Annotated in this window: 17 protein-coding genes; 13 read left to right on the plus strand and 4 right to left on the minus strand. The window is 62.7% G+C overall.

Annotated elements, in window-relative coordinates; all coding sequences use genetic code 11:
* Positions 1–42 precede the first annotated feature (42 nt).
* On the plus strand, positions 43–777 hold the full coding sequence (locus ACO07C_RS07440; protein ID WP_421913540.1) for a hypothetical protein: 735 nt from the start codon (positions 43–45) through the stop codon (positions 775–777).
* A 9-nt stretch (positions 778–786) separates the two neighbouring features.
* On the opposite strand, the gene ACO07C_RS07445 is transcribed toward ACO07C_RS07440, so the two are convergent.
* Positions 787–1026: an FAD-dependent oxidoreductase gene (locus ACO07C_RS07445; RefSeq protein ID WP_421913541.1), complete on the minus strand. Its 240-nt coding sequence runs from the start codon at positions 1024–1026 to the stop codon at positions 787–789.
* A 146-nt stretch (positions 1027–1172) separates the two neighbouring features.
* On the opposite strand from ACO07C_RS07445, the gene ACO07C_RS07450 reads away from it, so the two are divergent.
* Genes ACO07C_RS07450 through ACO07C_RS07465 form a run of 4 tightly spaced genes read left to right on the plus strand, consistent with a single transcriptional unit; the run spans position 1173 to position 4841 of the window.
* On the plus strand, positions 1173–2111 hold the full coding sequence (locus ACO07C_RS07450) for a MurR/RpiR family transcriptional regulator (RefSeq protein WP_421913542.1): 939 nt from the start codon (positions 1173–1175) through the stop codon (positions 2109–2111).
* Complete coding sequence (locus tag ACO07C_RS07455; protein WP_421913543.1) at positions 2108–2755, plus strand: cysteine hydrolase family protein; 648 nt, start codon at positions 2108–2110, stop codon at positions 2753–2755. Before ACO07C_RS07450 ends, ACO07C_RS07455 begins: the two co-directional genes overlap by 4 nt.
* Positions 2752–4074 carry a glutamine synthetase gene (locus ACO07C_RS07460; RefSeq protein ID WP_421913544.1) on the plus strand — a complete coding sequence of 441 codons (1323 nt, stop codon included), beginning with the start codon at positions 2752–2754 and terminating at the stop codon, positions 4072–4074. Before ACO07C_RS07455 ends, ACO07C_RS07460 begins: the two co-directional genes overlap by 4 nt.
* Positions 4074–4841: an N-formylglutamate amidohydrolase gene (locus ACO07C_RS07465; protein WP_421913545.1), complete on the plus strand. Its 768-nt coding sequence runs from the start codon at positions 4074–4076 to the stop codon at positions 4839–4841. Before ACO07C_RS07460 ends, ACO07C_RS07465 begins: the two co-directional genes overlap by 1 nt.
* A gap of 141 nt (positions 4842–4982) precedes the next feature.
* Here the strand turns inward: ACO07C_RS07465 and ACO07C_RS07470 are convergent, their stop codons facing one another.
* Positions 4983–5873: a hypothetical protein gene (locus ACO07C_RS07470; protein WP_421913546.1), complete on the minus strand. Its 891-nt coding sequence runs from the start codon at positions 5871–5873 to the stop codon at positions 4983–4985.
* Positions 5874–5919: 46 nt separating this feature from the next.
* Between ACO07C_RS07470 and ACO07C_RS07475 the strand changes: the two genes are divergently transcribed.
* The 7 genes from ACO07C_RS07475 to ACO07C_RS07505 are packed head-to-tail and all read left to right on the plus strand — an operon-like array spanning position 5920 to position 12208.
* Positions 5920–6543: a DUF4129 domain-containing protein gene (locus ACO07C_RS07475; protein ID WP_421913547.1), complete on the plus strand. Its 624-nt coding sequence runs from the start codon at positions 5920–5922 to the stop codon at positions 6541–6543.
* Entirely contained in the window at positions 6540–7742 is a 1203-nt protein-coding gene (locus ACO07C_RS07480; protein ID WP_421913548.1) for a DUF4350 domain-containing protein, read from the plus strand. The genes ACO07C_RS07475 and ACO07C_RS07480 overlap by 4 nt, the downstream gene beginning before the upstream one ends.
* Positions 7729–8685 carry an AAA family ATPase gene (locus tag ACO07C_RS07485; RefSeq protein ID WP_421913549.1) on the plus strand — a complete coding sequence of 319 codons (957 nt, stop codon included), beginning with the start codon at positions 7729–7731 and terminating at the stop codon, positions 8683–8685. The genes ACO07C_RS07480 and ACO07C_RS07485 overlap by 14 nt, the downstream gene beginning before the upstream one ends.
* A complete protein-coding gene (locus ACO07C_RS07490) occupies positions 8682–9989 on the plus strand; it encodes a DUF58 domain-containing protein (RefSeq protein ID WP_421913550.1) in 1308 nt (435 codons plus the stop codon). The genes ACO07C_RS07485 and ACO07C_RS07490 overlap by 4 nt, the downstream gene beginning before the upstream one ends.
* A complete protein-coding gene (locus tag ACO07C_RS07495; protein WP_421913551.1) occupies positions 9986–11002 on the plus strand; it encodes a stage II sporulation protein M in 1017 nt (338 codons plus the stop codon). Before ACO07C_RS07490 ends, ACO07C_RS07495 begins: the two co-directional genes overlap by 4 nt.
* Complete coding sequence (locus ACO07C_RS07500; RefSeq protein WP_421913552.1) at positions 10989–11870, plus strand: RDD family protein; 882 nt, start codon at positions 10989–10991, stop codon at positions 11868–11870. Before ACO07C_RS07495 ends, ACO07C_RS07500 begins: the two co-directional genes overlap by 14 nt.
* Before the next feature lie 35 nt (positions 11871–11905).
* Positions 11906–12208, plus strand: a complete 303-nt coding sequence (locus ACO07C_RS07505; RefSeq protein WP_421913554.1) for a hypothetical protein — start codon at positions 11906–11908, stop codon at positions 12206–12208.
* On the opposite strand, the gene ACO07C_RS07510 is transcribed toward ACO07C_RS07505, so the two are convergent.
* Positions 12187–12873, minus strand: coding sequence for a D-lyxose/D-mannose family sugar isomerase (locus ACO07C_RS07510; RefSeq protein WP_421913555.1), 687 nt, complete (start codon positions 12871–12873; stop codon positions 12187–12189). The two genes, ACO07C_RS07505 and ACO07C_RS07510, sit on opposite strands and share 22 nt — an antisense overlap.
* A gap of 189 nt (positions 12874–13062) precedes the next feature.
* On the opposite strand from ACO07C_RS07510, the gene ACO07C_RS07515 reads away from it, so the two are divergent.
* Entirely contained in the window at positions 13063–14121 is a 1059-nt protein-coding gene (locus ACO07C_RS07515; protein ID WP_421917455.1) for a D-TA family PLP-dependent enzyme, read from the plus strand.
* Between the two features lie 21 nt (positions 14122–14142).
* On the opposite strand, the gene ACO07C_RS07520 is transcribed toward ACO07C_RS07515, so the two are convergent.
* Entirely contained in the window at positions 14143–14907 is a 765-nt protein-coding gene (locus ACO07C_RS07520) for a heme ABC transporter permease (RefSeq protein WP_421913556.1), read from the minus strand.
* Positions 14908–14956 lie beyond the last annotated feature (49 nt).

A 14956-nucleotide genomic window follows, 5' to 3' on the forward strand; every position in this document is an offset into this window, starting at 1 on the left:
CACATCGGGATGAGAGCGCGTTTTGGCCTCACGGTTGTCTGCTTGTTGCTGCTGGTCCAAAAAGCCGCGGCAGGCTGGTATCATGTAGAAAACTACGAAGGGTCCCTCGGGCCATTTCCCATCCACCTTTCCATACAGACCTACAAAGGCTTCGGCAGCGGAATAACGGTCGAGGGGAGTTACTTCTACGATGCCAAGCAAAGTCCCATCGCACTGTATGGCAAGGCCAATGGCACCAAGCTCGTGCTTTGCGAGATTGCCGACAACAACGAATTCAATCGGGTCATAATAGTAGGAACCAAGACCCCCATCGGCAGCACCGGATGCTCGTTTTCCATCGACCTCAACGAAAGCGGGGCGACGGGAACCTGGAGCCAGCACGCAACGAAATATCCGGTTACGCTCAAGAAGGTCGCGACCCTGGACGATACCGGCGACGGCAAGATCGACGGAGCTTTCGCCATTCCCTTCTGGGCGCAGACGGCCACCAGCATGTTTTCAGGAATCTATACCAAGACAGGCTCGGGCATGTGCATGGCGAAAATGCAGATCATCAACAAGACCAGCAAGAAGGTTGATCAGGAGATAACTTTCGACAAGGGTGATTGCAACGCTGGCATGCTGATGACGCCCATCTACCTGAATGTTCAGACGTTCTCGAAGAAAGGTTCGGACGTCATCTCGGTGAATTTCCGCAATGGCGGCGCGGGATATGCGACGGACTATATCTTCGATAAAAAAGCCAAGCAGTTTCGCCAGAAGAATCTGAAGAAATAAGCAGGAGCGTCACTCGCCAGCTGCATTTGCTCGCACCGCTGCCCTGAGCAGGCCACGATTCGAGAGTTGTGACAGTTCCGGCATCAGGTAGAAGGCATGGAGCAGCGCTGATGATTTGCCGGACAGGCCGCCGGCGGGATGGGTCTGCTCGACCAGCGTGACATTCACGCCGGACTTGGCCAGATGATAGGCAGCGCTCGAACCGACAGTTCCCGCACCAACGACGATGACGTCGCGTCCGTTTCGCATGATTGTTCCCCACAGTCTCTTTGGCTGCTTTCGGTCAGGGTAAGGCCAGCGATCTCGGAATGTCAATATCTCTTCATTGTTGACCGATATTTAAATCTCTGTAATAAACTCAACACAAGAAAAGAACACGGATTTCGGGGAGGCCAATGGCGATACGCGATGTTCTGATGCGCGGAGACCTGGCTCTGACGCCATCGGAAGAGAAGATCGTCCGGCTGCTTTTGACGGACTATCCGACCTCCGGCCTGGGGACCGCCTCTTCACTGGCGCGGCGCGCCGGAGTCAGCGATCCGACAGTTGTCAGGCTGGTGGTCAAGCTCGGCTACGAAGGCTTTCCGGACTTCCAGGCGAAGCTCCTGGCTGAAGTCGAGGCCAGGCTGCATTCGCCTCTGCTGATGATGGAGGCGAAACGCCAAGGCAGTTCCAACGACAGCGCCGTGCTTGCCTATCTCGACTCCGTAAGCGAGGCCCTGCAGAAGGCCACTGCCGCGACACCGGTCCAGACCTATGAGCGCGCCGCGCGCCTGTTGATGGAGGCGAAGGGCGAGATTGTGCTGGTTGGCGGCCGCTTCAGCCGTCACATCGCGGGAATGTTGGCTGGATACCTGGTGCAGTTTCGCCCGGGGGTCCGCGATCTCGGCGTGCTCTCTCCGCAAAGCTTCGACACGTTGGCCGACCTCGACCGCCGCGACGTGCTTGTAGTCTTCGACTATCGCCGTTACCAGCTCGACGTGGTGGCCTATGCGAAGCAGGCCGCGGCGCTCGAAGTGCGCATTCTGCTTTTCACCGACCAGTGGCTGTCGCCGATCGCCGATCTCGCGGAAGTCACGATCGTCAGCCCGCTCGAGGTTGCCTCCCCCTATGATACGCTGGCGCCGGCGATCGCGCAGATGGAAGCCCTGACCGCCCACATTGTCTCGACGCTGGATGACGACGCCCGCGCCCGCATCGAGCGGCTGGAGAAAGTGCGGCATGCCAATGCCGTGACGCTGGACAGCGAAGGCCCCGAGGAAAGCAGTGCGCGCAAGATACCTGGCCCCAAACCGGCCCGATCCAAATTGCCAAAACAGGACGACAAAGCATGACCAAATCATTGCCTGAACGAAACGAAGCCTTCCGTCCCGGCGAAACGGCGCTGCTGCTGGTCGACATGCAGCGCATCTGGCTGGAGCCGGGCGCAGATCCGTCGCATCCCGAGCGCGGGCCGGACCACTATTTCTACCGGCAGACATCGTCGCGGACGATCCCCAATCAGGAACGCCTGCTGGCGGCCGCGCGGGCCAACGGCGTCGAGGTCATCCACACCATCATCCAGAGCCTGACCGAAGACGGCCGCGACCGCTCGCTCGATCACAAGCTGACGCCGATCCATGTCGCGCCCAGCCTTCCCGAAGGCCTGCCAGTGCCGTCGCTGGCGCCGGTCGGCGACGAGATCATGCTGCCGAAGACGTCGTCCGGCATCTTCAATTCGACCAACGTCGACTATTTGCTGAAGAACCTCGGCATTCGCTATCTCGTCGTCGTCGGCGTGCTCACCGACCAATGCGTCGACATGACGGTGCGCGACGGAGCCGACCGTGGCTATCTCGTGACCTGCGTGTCAGACGCCTGCGCCACCATCACGCAGGAGCGTCACGACATCGCGCTCAAGGCTTTTGGCGGTTATTGCTGGGTCACCGATACCGACACCGTCGTCACCCGTTTCGAAGGCCTGGGTAAAGTCGCATGACGTCGACTGTCGAATCTCTTGTTGCCGTCGTCACCACGGATCTCTCCGCTGTGACGCGGGGCCGCTTCATCGCCGAAAGCAAATTGCAGAAGACCGCCGCGACCGGTGTCGGCTGGTTGCAGGCCAATCTGTCGATGACGCCGTTCAATTCCATCGTCGACCCCAATCCCTGGGGTTCGTCGGGCGACCTGCGGCTGATACCCGATCTCGGCGCGCGGTTTCGAACGACGCGAACCGGATCGACGACACCGTTCGACATGGTCGCTGGCAACATCGTCGAACTCGACGGGAGCCCGTGGCTTGGCTGCACACGGACCATGCTGAAGGACGCGCTGGCGGATCTCAAGGCGGCCACCGGTCTTTCCGTCGTCGCCGCTTTCGAGCACGAGTTCCACATCGCCGATGCCGGCTTCGCCCCAGCGCATTCGATGTCTTTCGCCGCGCTGCGCCGCGCCGACCCGTTCGCCCCCAATCTGATGGCGGCGCTGGAGGAAGCGGGCATCGGACCCGAGGTGGTCATCGCCGAATTCGGCAGCGAACAGTTCGAGGTGACGAACGAGCCGGCTGATGCGCTGACAGCCGCGGACCGTGCCGTCGCGATCCGCGAAATCACGCGTGAACTGGCGCGCAATGCGGGCTGGCGCGCGAGCTTCGCGCCCAAGATCGCGCCGGATGCGGTTGGCAACGGCGTTCACATCCATTTCAGTTTCGTCGATGGGGCCGGCAAGCCGGTGACTTTCGATTCAGGACAAGCTGGCGGGCTCTCGGCTCAAGCCGGGGCCTTCTGCGCCGGCGTGCTGCGTCACCTGCCGGCGATTACCGCCATGACGGCGTCGAGCGTGTCTTCCTTCTACCGGCTGAAGCCGCATAGCTGGAGTTCGTCCTATACCTGGCTGGCGGATCGCGACCGCGAAGCGTCCTTGCGCATCTGTCCGACCGTGACGATCGGCGGACGCGACCCGGCTCGGCAATACAATGTCGAATACCGGGCCGCCGACGCCACCGGCAACCCCTATCTGTCACTGGCGGCCATCATACGCGCCGGGCTGGAAGGACTGAAGGCAAGGCTGCCGTCGCCGCCGCTGGTCACCGGCGACCCGACGCTGATGAGCGAAGCGGAACGGGCAAAGCTCGGCCTCGTGCGCTTGCCGGAAACCCTGCCGGCTGCACTGGACGCGCTTTTGGCCGACAGCACCGTCACAGGATGGTTCGCGCCAGTCTTCATCGAAACCTTCGTCGGGCTCAAGCGACACGAGGCCGAGCGCCTTGCTGGTCTCGATCCGGCTTCGATCTGCGATCTGTATCGGACGCTTTATTGATGATCGCGAAGCCTGAAAACGATTGGCCCGAAGCCGTCGAGGTCCTCAACGAGCACGGGCATTCCGATATCGTCCTGTTGTGCGAACACGCATCCAACCACATGCCGGCCGAATATGGCAGCCTGGGCCTCGATGCCGCTCATCTGCAACGCCACATCGCGTGGGATATCGGCGCCGCCGAGGTGACCCGCCTGCTGTCGGCACGGCTCGATGCGCCAGCCTTCCTGAGCGGCTATTCGCGACTGCTAATCGACCTCAACCGGCCACTGGGCACACAGGGCAGCATTCCCGTTTTGTCGGAGGATACCGGCATCCCCGGCAATGTCGGGCTCGGTGCGGCTGAACGAAACCGACGCGCCGAAATCATGTTCACGCCGTTTCATGACAGGGTGGCCGCGCATCTCGATCGGCGGGAGAGAAATGGCACGCCAACGCGAATCGTGACGATCCATTCCTTCACGCCGGTCTTCCTCGGTGTTGCGCGGCCTTGGCATGCCGGCGTGCTTCATGGCCGTGCGAACGATCTCGCTGAAGCGATTCTCTCGGGTCTGCGCGTCGACACGACGCTCCACGTCGCGGCCAACGTGCCCTATGTGATCAGCCGCGACGCCGATTATGCCGTGCCCGTCCATGGCGACGATCGCGGCATACAGGCTGTTCTCATCGAGATCAGGCAGGACCTGCTGTCGAACCGCTCCGGCATCGAGGAGTGGGCGAACCGGCTGGCGGGAGCAATTCCCGCACGGCAAACGGCGACTGTCTCGTGAGCAATCTCAGCCTGCGCGAGCGCGATGCCGCGACCATCGGCGAATAACCGCGAGGCTGTCCTCCAACACCCGGCCGATTCGGAATCGGTCAACCCGCTCCAGCAGCGGCGCCGACACCATGTTCGCCCCGCCTTGCCGTCTCTACGAGAAGATTTCAGCGAGTTCGCTGACGCCGGTGCCTTCCTTGACTTGACGCAGTTCGACGTAACTGACTGCCGTGGCTACCGACACAACCATCGACACCACCGTCTGCACCAGGGATGCGACGATACCGGCAACAATTCCGTGGAACAGGAAAACTATCAGTGTCATGGCGGATTGTATGGCGATCGCGACGATAAACAGTATCACGAACAGCCCGAACAGCGACCAGCGGCTGCCCTTGGTGAGGGCGCGGCTGCGCGACATGGAACCGAAAACGCCGAGCCGCTCCTGGATCAGGACGGGCACGGCCACCGACCAGCCAAGCCAAAGGATGATGCCAGGCACCAGCAGCGCTATTGAAGCGATACCAGCGCCGAGCGCTACAAGCAGGCCGACACCTACAGTCGGCAGCAGATAGCGGATGGCTATCTGGATGCAGTCGCCAAAGGACGGCCGCTTGCCGTTCATGTCCTCGATCGTTGCCCGTACAAGGGACGATTGAAGCAAAAATGCCAAGACTACGATTACCAATACCGCAACAATTGAGAAGGTGGAATTGCGAAACACCATGCTGCCGTCAGTCAGAGCTTTGGGATCAACCTTCAACATCGCGGCTATGCGCGATTCTGACCAAAGTCGAAAAATAAGCGCCGGCAAGCCTGAAAACAGCAGCGCAAGCCCAAGGAACAGGCCAATATTGCGACCGATGACTGCAAAGCAGTTGTTGAACACCCTGCCGATTTGAAATTTTTCGGGCCGTTCCATCGCCATCGAAGTCAAAGCGTGTCCTCCCCCTGCCCCATCACTGATCAGCTTGACCTGACGACAATCCAAGTCTGCCAATATTGACGACCAGCGTCCAGCCCACTTGCAATTTTCTTGATGCATTGCCAGTGTCGGCCCAGGACCATAGGTTGCATGGGGAGCGAGCGGAGTGGCAGCGGCACAGCCGGAAACAGCGGGGGCCGAGCAGCTGGCGCAACTTCACAAGCAACTGCTTGGAGACAGTTCCATCCAGTTCGACCTGCCAAGCTATGTGCCACCCAAGCCACCGGATTGGCTGGTCGATGTGATGTCGTGGCTGGGCCCCTACATGATCTACCTTTTCTGGGGCGCTGTCATCGCCGGCGCACTCGTCATCCTAGTCATGGTCTTCCTCGAAACGAGCGGCATCGCTTGGCGCCTGCCCTGGCGGGGCAAACCTGGCGAGGCCGAGGCGGAAGAGAAATGGCGCCCTGACATCGCCACCGCGCAAATCCTGTTGTCGGAAGCCGATGCACTGGCGGCCCGAGGCGACTATGACGAAGCCGTGCACTTGCTGCTTCGCCGCAGCGTGGCAGACATCGCCGGGCGGCTGCCCGACTTCCTGCGCCCGTCACTAACAGCGCGCGACATTGCCGGTGCGCCTTCGATCCCGACCCGCGCGCGCAACGCATTCACCCAGATCGCGCGCATCGTCGAGGCCGCGCTGTTCGCACGCCGGCCGGTCGGCGCCGAAGGCTGGCGCGAGGCGCGCGCTGCCTACGAGCAGTTCGCGTTCCGGGATGCCTGGGCGTGAGTGCTGTACCTGTCGATTCCACTGCGCAGGAACCGTTCAGCCGCAAGACGCTGTTCTGGGGTATTTTCGCGAGCCTGTTCGCGGCGGCTGGGTTCTTCCTCCTGTCGACCTATGCGCCCGACTTCCGCCTGTCCGGCGAAGGCGCGACGCCGATGTCGAAAGGCGGCTCTGGCTATGCTGGCCTTGCGGAGTGGTTGCGGCTGAACGGCGAGACGCCGCTGATGGCGCGAACCGAGCGGGACCTGGAAACCGACATGCTGTTGATCGTGACCATCTCGCCCGATAGCGATCCGCAGGCACTGGAGCACATCCTCAAGGTTCGCGAGAATCTCGACACGCTTTTTGTCCTGCCGAAATGGCAGACCTATTCGCAACCGGACCACGAGGGATGGGAGATCAAGTTCGGGCGACTGCCTTCGTCCGTGGTCAATGACTGGCTCGGCAAGATCGCAAACGCGAAGATCGGTGTCGGCGAGATTATGGCAAAGCAGCTCGACATCGCGGGCCAGACGGTCGGCATTCCTGATCAGTTGCAGTGGGTGACCGACGACGCCCCGCTCGTTGCCGCCGGCGATGGCAAGGCCGTACTGACCGAGATCAAAGACAGGCCGATCTACATCCTGACCGACCCCGACCTGATTAACAATGCCGGACTAAGGGACCCCGACAAGGCGGCAGCGGTGCTGAGGCTGATCGAATTCCTGCAACCCGACGAGGGCCCGGTGATGTTCGATCTGACCCTGCATGGCGCCGGACGAAAATATGATCTCGCCAAACTGCTGGTGGAGCCGCCGTTCCTGGCGCTGACGCTGTCGGTCCTCGCCACGGCGGCACTCGCATTCCTGCACGGGTTGGGCCGTTTTGGTCCGCCGCGCGCCGAGGAGCGTGCCATCCCCTTCGGCAAGCGTGCGCTGGTCGACACGACGGCCATGCTGTTGCGGCGCGCCGGCAGGCTGGACGAGTTGGGTGGACGCTACGCGGCACTGGCGCGGCAGCGCGCCGGCGCGCTGCTTGGTGCTCCCACGGGACTGCAGGGCGAAGCACTCGACCGCTGGCTTGATTCCCGAGACAAGAAAGAACGCAACGCATTCACCTCGCGGGCGCAGGCCGCGGGCGAGGCGAAAAATCTGTCGGAAATGCATGAGGCGGCCGAACGGCTGCACGACTGGACAGCAAGGAGGCTCGGTGAACGTCGATGATGTGAAGGCCCTGGCGACACGGATCAGGGAAGAAGTGGCCAAGGCCATTACCGGGCAGCATGATACGGTCGACCTGATGCTTACAGCATTGTTCGCCGGAGGCCACATCCTGCTGGAAGGTCCTCCGGGGACGGCCAAGACAATGACGGCGCGCTGCTTCGCACAGGCCCTGGGCGTCGCCTACGGGCGCATCCAGTTCACGCCGGACCTGATGCCCGGCGACATTGTCGGCTCGAACATCTACAATTTCCAGACCGGCCAGTTCACCCTGACTCGCGGCCCGATCTTCTGTGATGTGCTGCTGGCGGACGAGATCAACCGCACCCCGCCCAAGACGCAGGCCGCGCTTCTGGAAGCGATGCAGGAACATGCCGTCACCTTTGACGGCACGACGCACACGCTGAGTGAGAACTTCATGGTGGTCGCCACACAGAACCCGATCGAGCATCAGGGCGTCTATCCGCTGCCGGAAGCGCAGCTCGACCGCTTTCTGTTCAAGCACCGGGTCAGCTATCCCGGCCTGGAAGAAGAACGCGCCATCATCATCCATCATGGCGGCGGCACCGCCTCGCATGACATCGCGCAATACGGCATCAAGGCGCAGACGGATCGCAAGACCCTTGAAGAGGCGCTTGCGACTGTCGGCTCGGTCACGCTTGTCGACGACGTCGTCAATTATATCGCGGCCCTGGTGCGCGCGACCCGCGAAAGCGCCGAGCTCGAAGTCGGGGCAAGTCCGCGCGCCGGCGCCATGCTGGCAAGGGCGGCACGGGCGCGCGCTGCGCTGGACGGCCGCGCCTATGTCATACCCGACGACGTGAAGGCTCTGGCGGTGCCGGCGCTGCGCCATCGTGTCATCCTTTCCCCAGCCGCGCAGATCGACGGACGCCTGGTGGAGCAGATCGTTTCAGACCTCGTCGACCAGACGGAAGTGCCGCGTTGATCTATCCGAGCGGCCGAGCAGTATGGGCAGCGGCGGCGGGCGCGGTCCCGGCCTTTCTGGTCGCGCTCGCCCTGCCCTCCTTCTGGTATCTGGGACTGCTGTGGATCTGCGTTCTGCTTTCCTTCCTGGCGGTGGATGCCGCGGCGGGGCGTGGGCGTGCATCGCTGACCGCGAGCGTGCAGGCGCCTGCCCAGGTCGGCGTTGGCGGAGAATTCACCGTCCATGTCAACGCCCGCTTTGCCGGCCCGCGCGCTTTGGAAGCGCGGGTGGGTCATGACGCCCGCGTGGTGCCGGTGGATCGTGCCGGAGGTCAACTGGTTCCCTCCGCGGGCGGCGGATCACTGGACCTGCGATTTCAGGCTTTGAGGCGTGGCGTGGCCCGGTTGGACCGCCTGTGGGTGCGTTGGCGAGGCCCTTTCGGACTGGTCTGGAACCAGGTCAGCTTGCCAATGGAGAGCAAGGTGGCGGTGCTGCCCGACGTCAGCCGCGCGCGCGATGAAGCGATCACGCTGCTGCAGCGCGCCGCATTGCCGGACGGCCACGCGCAACGCCGGGCCGGCCAGGGCCGGGAGTTCGAGGCGCTCAAGGACTACCAGCCGGGCATGGGCCGGCGGATGATCGACTGGAAGCGCAGCGCCCGCCACGGCAAGCTTCTGGCGCGCGAGTTCCGTATCGAAGAGAACAACAACATCGTACTGGCTATCGATAGCGGGCGGCTGATGTGCGAGCCGGTCGATGGCGTGCCGAAGGTGGATCGGGCGGTCACGGCAGCCCTGTTGACGGCATTCATCGCCCTGAAGGGCGGCGACCTGGTCAGCCTGTTCGGTTTCGATGCCAAGCCGCGCGTTTCGAGTGGTGCGGTGCGCGGCTCCGCCAGCTTCGCCATGATCCAGAAGCGGGCGGCCGAGATCGACTATTCCAACGAAGAGACCAATTTCACCCTCGCCCTGATCACGCTCGCGGCGCGGCTTGACCGACGCTCGCTGGTAATCATCTTCACGGATTTCGTCGACCCGATCAGCGCCGAGCTGATGCTGCGTACGGTAGGCCGTCTCACGGAGCGGCATCTGGTGCTGTTCATGATGATGAAGGATGTCGAACTGGAGACGCTGACCGACATGCAGCCGCTCTCGGGCGAGGATGTCGCTCGCGCCGTCACCGCCGGCGGTCTGTTGCGCGAAAGGCAGATCGTCATTGGCCGGCTACGCCTGCTCGGCGCACATGTCATCGAGGCCGACCATCACCGCCTCGGCCCGGCGCTTGTCGAGCGCTATCTCGAACTCAAGCAGCAGGACCTGCTATGAGCGTTTCGGCCGGCAACGATGTGGTGCGCCAGTCGCTGGCCAGTTTCCGGCTGGAGCGGGAGGCTGATTGGACGAATTTCGAGACGCTTCTGACACGCGCGGAAAAACGGCCACCGCACTTGCTTTCGGAAGATGAGCTGCTCTCTCTGCCGCTGCTTTACCGGTCAGCGCTGTCCTCGTTGTCGGTCGCACGAGCGACGTCGCTCGACAATGCGCTTGTTGCTTATCTCGAAGCGCTTTGCCTGCGCGGCTACTTCTACCTCTACGGCGCGCGCCGCGGCCTGAGGCAGCGCATCGGAGATTTCTTCCTGCATGACTGGCCGCATGCCATTCGTGATCTGTGGCGCGAGACATGGGTGTCGGTTGGCCTGACGGCAGTCGGGACACTTGCCGGCTTCTGGCTGGTGGCCGCCGACAAGGGCTGGTACGACGCCATCATTCCCGCAAGCCTGGCGGGCGGCCGCAACCCGGATGCCTCGGCGGAGATGCTGCGCAGCGTGCTCTACGGTGGCGGCAACCATTTCCTGTCGGGCTTCGCCGCCTACCTTTTCACCCACAATGTCCAGGTCGCCATCCTCGCATTCGCGCTTGGCTTTGCCTTCGCGCTGCCCAGCGTGTTGCTGATCCTGATGAACGGTTGTGTGCTGGGCGCCATGTTCCAGATCTATGCGGCCAAGGGGCTCGGTTTCGAGTTGGGCGGGTGGCTCGCCATCCACGGCACCACGGAAATCTTCGCGATCATACTGGCTGGAGCCGCGGGCATGCGCATCGGCACCAGCATCGCCTTTCCCGGTGAACTGCCCCGCATGGCGGCTGCGGCCCATGCCGGGCGGATCGCGGCGACCGCCATGGTCGGCGTGGTGGTGATGCTGCTGTTTGCCGGCCTGCTCGAAGGCATCGGCAGGCAGACAATCACCAGTGATACAGCGCGATATGCCATAGGCGGTGCCATGCTGAGCTTGTGGATCGCCTATTTCTATCTGTTCCGGATGGTGCGGCATGGCGACAGCTAAACGCGCCAGGATCCGTGAGACGGAAACCGCCAGGATCCGGCCGCTGATCACTCCCGAGGGCGTTGATCTGCGGGTGAAGCTGGCCGACGCGGGGACCCGGGCTTCCGCGTTCCTGCTCGATGTCGTGTTCCTGTCCACGGCCGGCATCATCATCACCATCGTCGCCATCTTCGGGCTGAGAGGCCTCGGCCGCGATCAGTTGCAGCCATTGTTCGTCGTCTGGATCATCCTGGTCTTCCTGCTTCGCAACGCCTATTTCCTCGTCTTCGAGGCCGGACGCCGTGCCGCGACGCCGGGCAAGCGCATCCTGGGCATCCGGGTGGCCTCGCGCAGCGGCGCCGGCCTGTCGGTCGACCAGATCATCGCCCGCAACCTGATGCGCGAGATCGAGGTGTTTCTGCCGCTGTCGATCCTGGCAGGACGCGGCGGCGCCGGGCTCGCCGACACGTTGACCACCGTCTTCGGCCTGGCGTGGGCGCTGCTATTCGCCCTGTTCCCGCTCTTCAACCGGGACCGCCTGCGGATCGGCGACCTGCTGGCCGGAACCTGGGTGGTCGAAGCCCCAAAGCGCAGCCTGCTGGAGGACCTGTCGGTAAGGCAAGACCCCGTTGCAAAGGCCTTCCGCTTCAGCCAGGCGCAACTCGACGCCTATGGGATCGCCGAACTGCACAAGCTGGAAGAGGTTCTGCGCCGCCACGACTATTTCGCGCTAAGAGCGGTGGCCGAGACGATCGGACACAAGATCGGCATCACCATCGAGCCGACCGATTCAAGAGTTTTCCTCACTGCATACTATGGCGACCTGCGGGCGCATCTGGAGCGCAAGCTGCTGCTCGGCAACCGCAAGGCGGACAAGTTCGCGCGGTAGCGAACCCGCAGGAACGACGCTACAATGAGGAAATAGTGTCGGATCTTGAGCTTGAGGAAATGGAAGCCCGGGCGGCTGCGGCTCAACCAGGCCCATGTAAATCCCAGATCAAGGGTGGAGATTTTCTTGGAGGATCGAATTTCATCCAAACTGATGAAGGGTCGGAGCGCGGCGAAGACATCGAAATGTCCGGCGCGACAGCTGCGGACCAAGATTTCACGGCCGCCGCTCACCGAAATATCCCTCGGCTGATCGCCGAAGTGCGCAGGCTTGCGCACTTTCCGATCCAGCCAAATAGAAGCAGAAGGCTTACCGCCTACCCCAACCACTTCTCATAATCGGACACCAGCAGGTGCAGCGGAGCGACATCCTCGTCGATGTTCGAGAACCGGCCGATCGGTTCGCGGAACACGTTGTCGGTCAGATCGTCATTGACCGTCGAAACCTCGCCGATCAGCACGTCCTTGCCCTCGGCCCAGAAGGCGTGCCAGACACCCGGCAGCAGCGTGACGCTCTGGCCGGGATCGAGCTTCAGCAGCCCGCCCGCTGGCAGCCTGTGGATGGTTCCATCGACAGGCACCGACACTTCGGCCTTCGGATCGATGCCACCGTCACGGTCATGCATGAACAGCTCGAGCACCAGCTTGCCGCCGCCGCGGTTGATGATGTCCTCCGCCTTGATGTTGTGGCGGTGCATGGGCGACAGCTGATCCTTGCGCGAGATCATGATCTTCTCGGCGTAGAGCATGCCCATGCCCTTCTTCATGTCCTCGTAGCGGCCGTTGCGCACGGTGAACAGAAAGAGGCCGAGCTCCTTGAACTTCTCCTGGCCGTAATCGGTGATGTCCCAGCCGAGGCGCGAGGCGAATACCGCAGCGGAGTCGGTCTGGCGCGCCTTCGCTTCCTCCGGCGACCAGTATGCGAAGGGCGGCATGATGTAGCCGAACGAGCGAATGAAGGCGTCGGCTTCGCGGATGATGTCGTTGATGGCGGAGCGTTTCATGACCGGGGTCCTTCGTGACGATTTGTCTGGCAAATCGCATAGCCGAACGTCGCCGCGGTGTCGATCCATCTTGCCGCCCTGACCCGCCGGCGCCGCGTGCGCATGGACCACAAATCCCGGGCACTGGCCGCGTGACATCACGCGCATTCAGGATCATAAACCCTGCGGATTTTCCACATGGGACCGATGATGCCGACCATCCACGATCTTGATACGCCGTCGATCCTGATCGACGCCGCGCGCGCTGAAGCCAATATCACCCGGGCGCAGGCCCATGCCGACCGCCAGGGATTGAAGCTCAGGCCGCATATCAAGACCCACAAGCTACCCTACTGGGCGAAGAAACAGATCGCCGCCGGCGCGGTCGGCATCACCTGCCAGAAGATCGGCGAGGCCGAGGTTATGGCCGATGCCGGGCTGACAGACATTTTTCTTCCTTACAACATTCTCGGCCCGGCGAAGCTTGCACGTTTGCTAGCACTGCATGGCCGCGTGACCCTCTCGGTGACGGCCGACAGTGTGGACACGATCGAGGGACTCGCCGCCACCTTCACCGATGGCGGTCATCGCCTGTCCGTCCTGGTGGAATGCGATACCGGCATGGGCCGTTGCGGCGTCCAGTCGGCAAGCGAAGCTGTCGCGCTGGCAAGGCGGATCGACCAGGCTGTCGGCCTCGCTTTTGGCGGCCTGATGACCTATCCGGCGGCCGGCCGCGCGGAGGAGGCCGAGGCCTGGCTGGCGAATGCCAAGCAAGCGCTTGCCGCTTCCGGTCTCGCCTGCGAGCGCATCTCCAGCGGCGGCACACCGGATATGTGGCGCTCCAGCGATACATCGGTAGTCACCGAATATCGCCCGGGCACCTACATCTATCTCGATCGCTTTCAGGTCACCAAAGGCGTGGGGACTATCGACGATTGTGCGCTGACCGTGCTGTCGACAGTGGTCAGCCATCCGACGCCGGCGCGCGCCATCCTCGACGCCGGCAGCAAGGCCCTGTCCAGCGACACGCTGGGGCTCAAGGATTTTGGCGAGTTGCTCGGCACTCCAGGCGCGAGGGTCACTGGGCTCAGCGAAGAACACGGCACCGTCACGCTTTCCGGAGACGCGAAGCTGCGCATCGGCGATCGCGTGCGCGTCGTGCCCGACCATTGCTGCGTCGTCACCAACCTATTCAACGAGGTTAATCTGATCGACGGCGATCGGGTGCTGGAAACACTAACGGTCGAAGCACGCGGCCGGATGGCGTGAGCTTAGCGCTGTTCGAAAATATCAGGCGGGTTGCCGCTCAGCCTGACGCGCTGCCACGCGACGCATGGCGATTACCCGGCGGCGACGGATTTCGGTGCGCATCGCCATCAGGTGTAGCGCGAAAAACAGCAACGTGAAGCCGACCGCCATAACGAGCAGCGGCCATAGCAGGCTCGGATCGATGGTCGGGCCGCCGAGCCGGAATACCGATGCTGGCTGGTGCAGCGTGTTCCACCAGTCGACCGAGAACTTGATGATCGGAATGTTGATGAAGCCAACCAGCGTGATGATGGCGGCGGCCCAGGCGGCACGTCCGGCATCATCGAGCGCACGGGTCAGCGCGATGATGCCGAGATACATCAGGAACAGCACGAAGACCGAAGTCAGCCGCGCATCCCACACCCACCAGGTGCCCCACATCGGCTTGCCCCAGATCGAACCCGTGATGAGGGCAAGCGCCGTAAAAGTAGCACCAATAGGCGCCGCGGATTTGAGCGCGACATCTGCCAGGGGATGGCGCCAGACCAGCGTGCCAAGCGCCGAAACCGCCATCAGCGTGTAGCACATCATGGCGAGCCAGGCGAACGGCACGTGGATGTACATGATGCGCACCGTGATGCCTTGCTGGAAGTCCTCAGGTGCCGCGAAGCTCATATAGAGACCGACAGCAAGGACAAGCGCGGCGAAGCCCGCCAGCCACGGTACAACTCTGTCGACCAGCCCGACGAAGCGCGTCGGGTTGGCCAGATCTGTCCAGCCACTCAGGCGTGAAGTTGTGTCGCTCATGCGACTTTACATAGACCGGCAACGCAATTGGGGCAATCGAGCAGCGGTG

The sequence above is a fragment of the Mesorhizobium sp. genome (genome assembly GCF_965229135.1).
Taxonomy (GTDB): Bacteria; Pseudomonadota; Alphaproteobacteria; order Rhizobiales; family Rhizobiaceae; genus Mesorhizobium.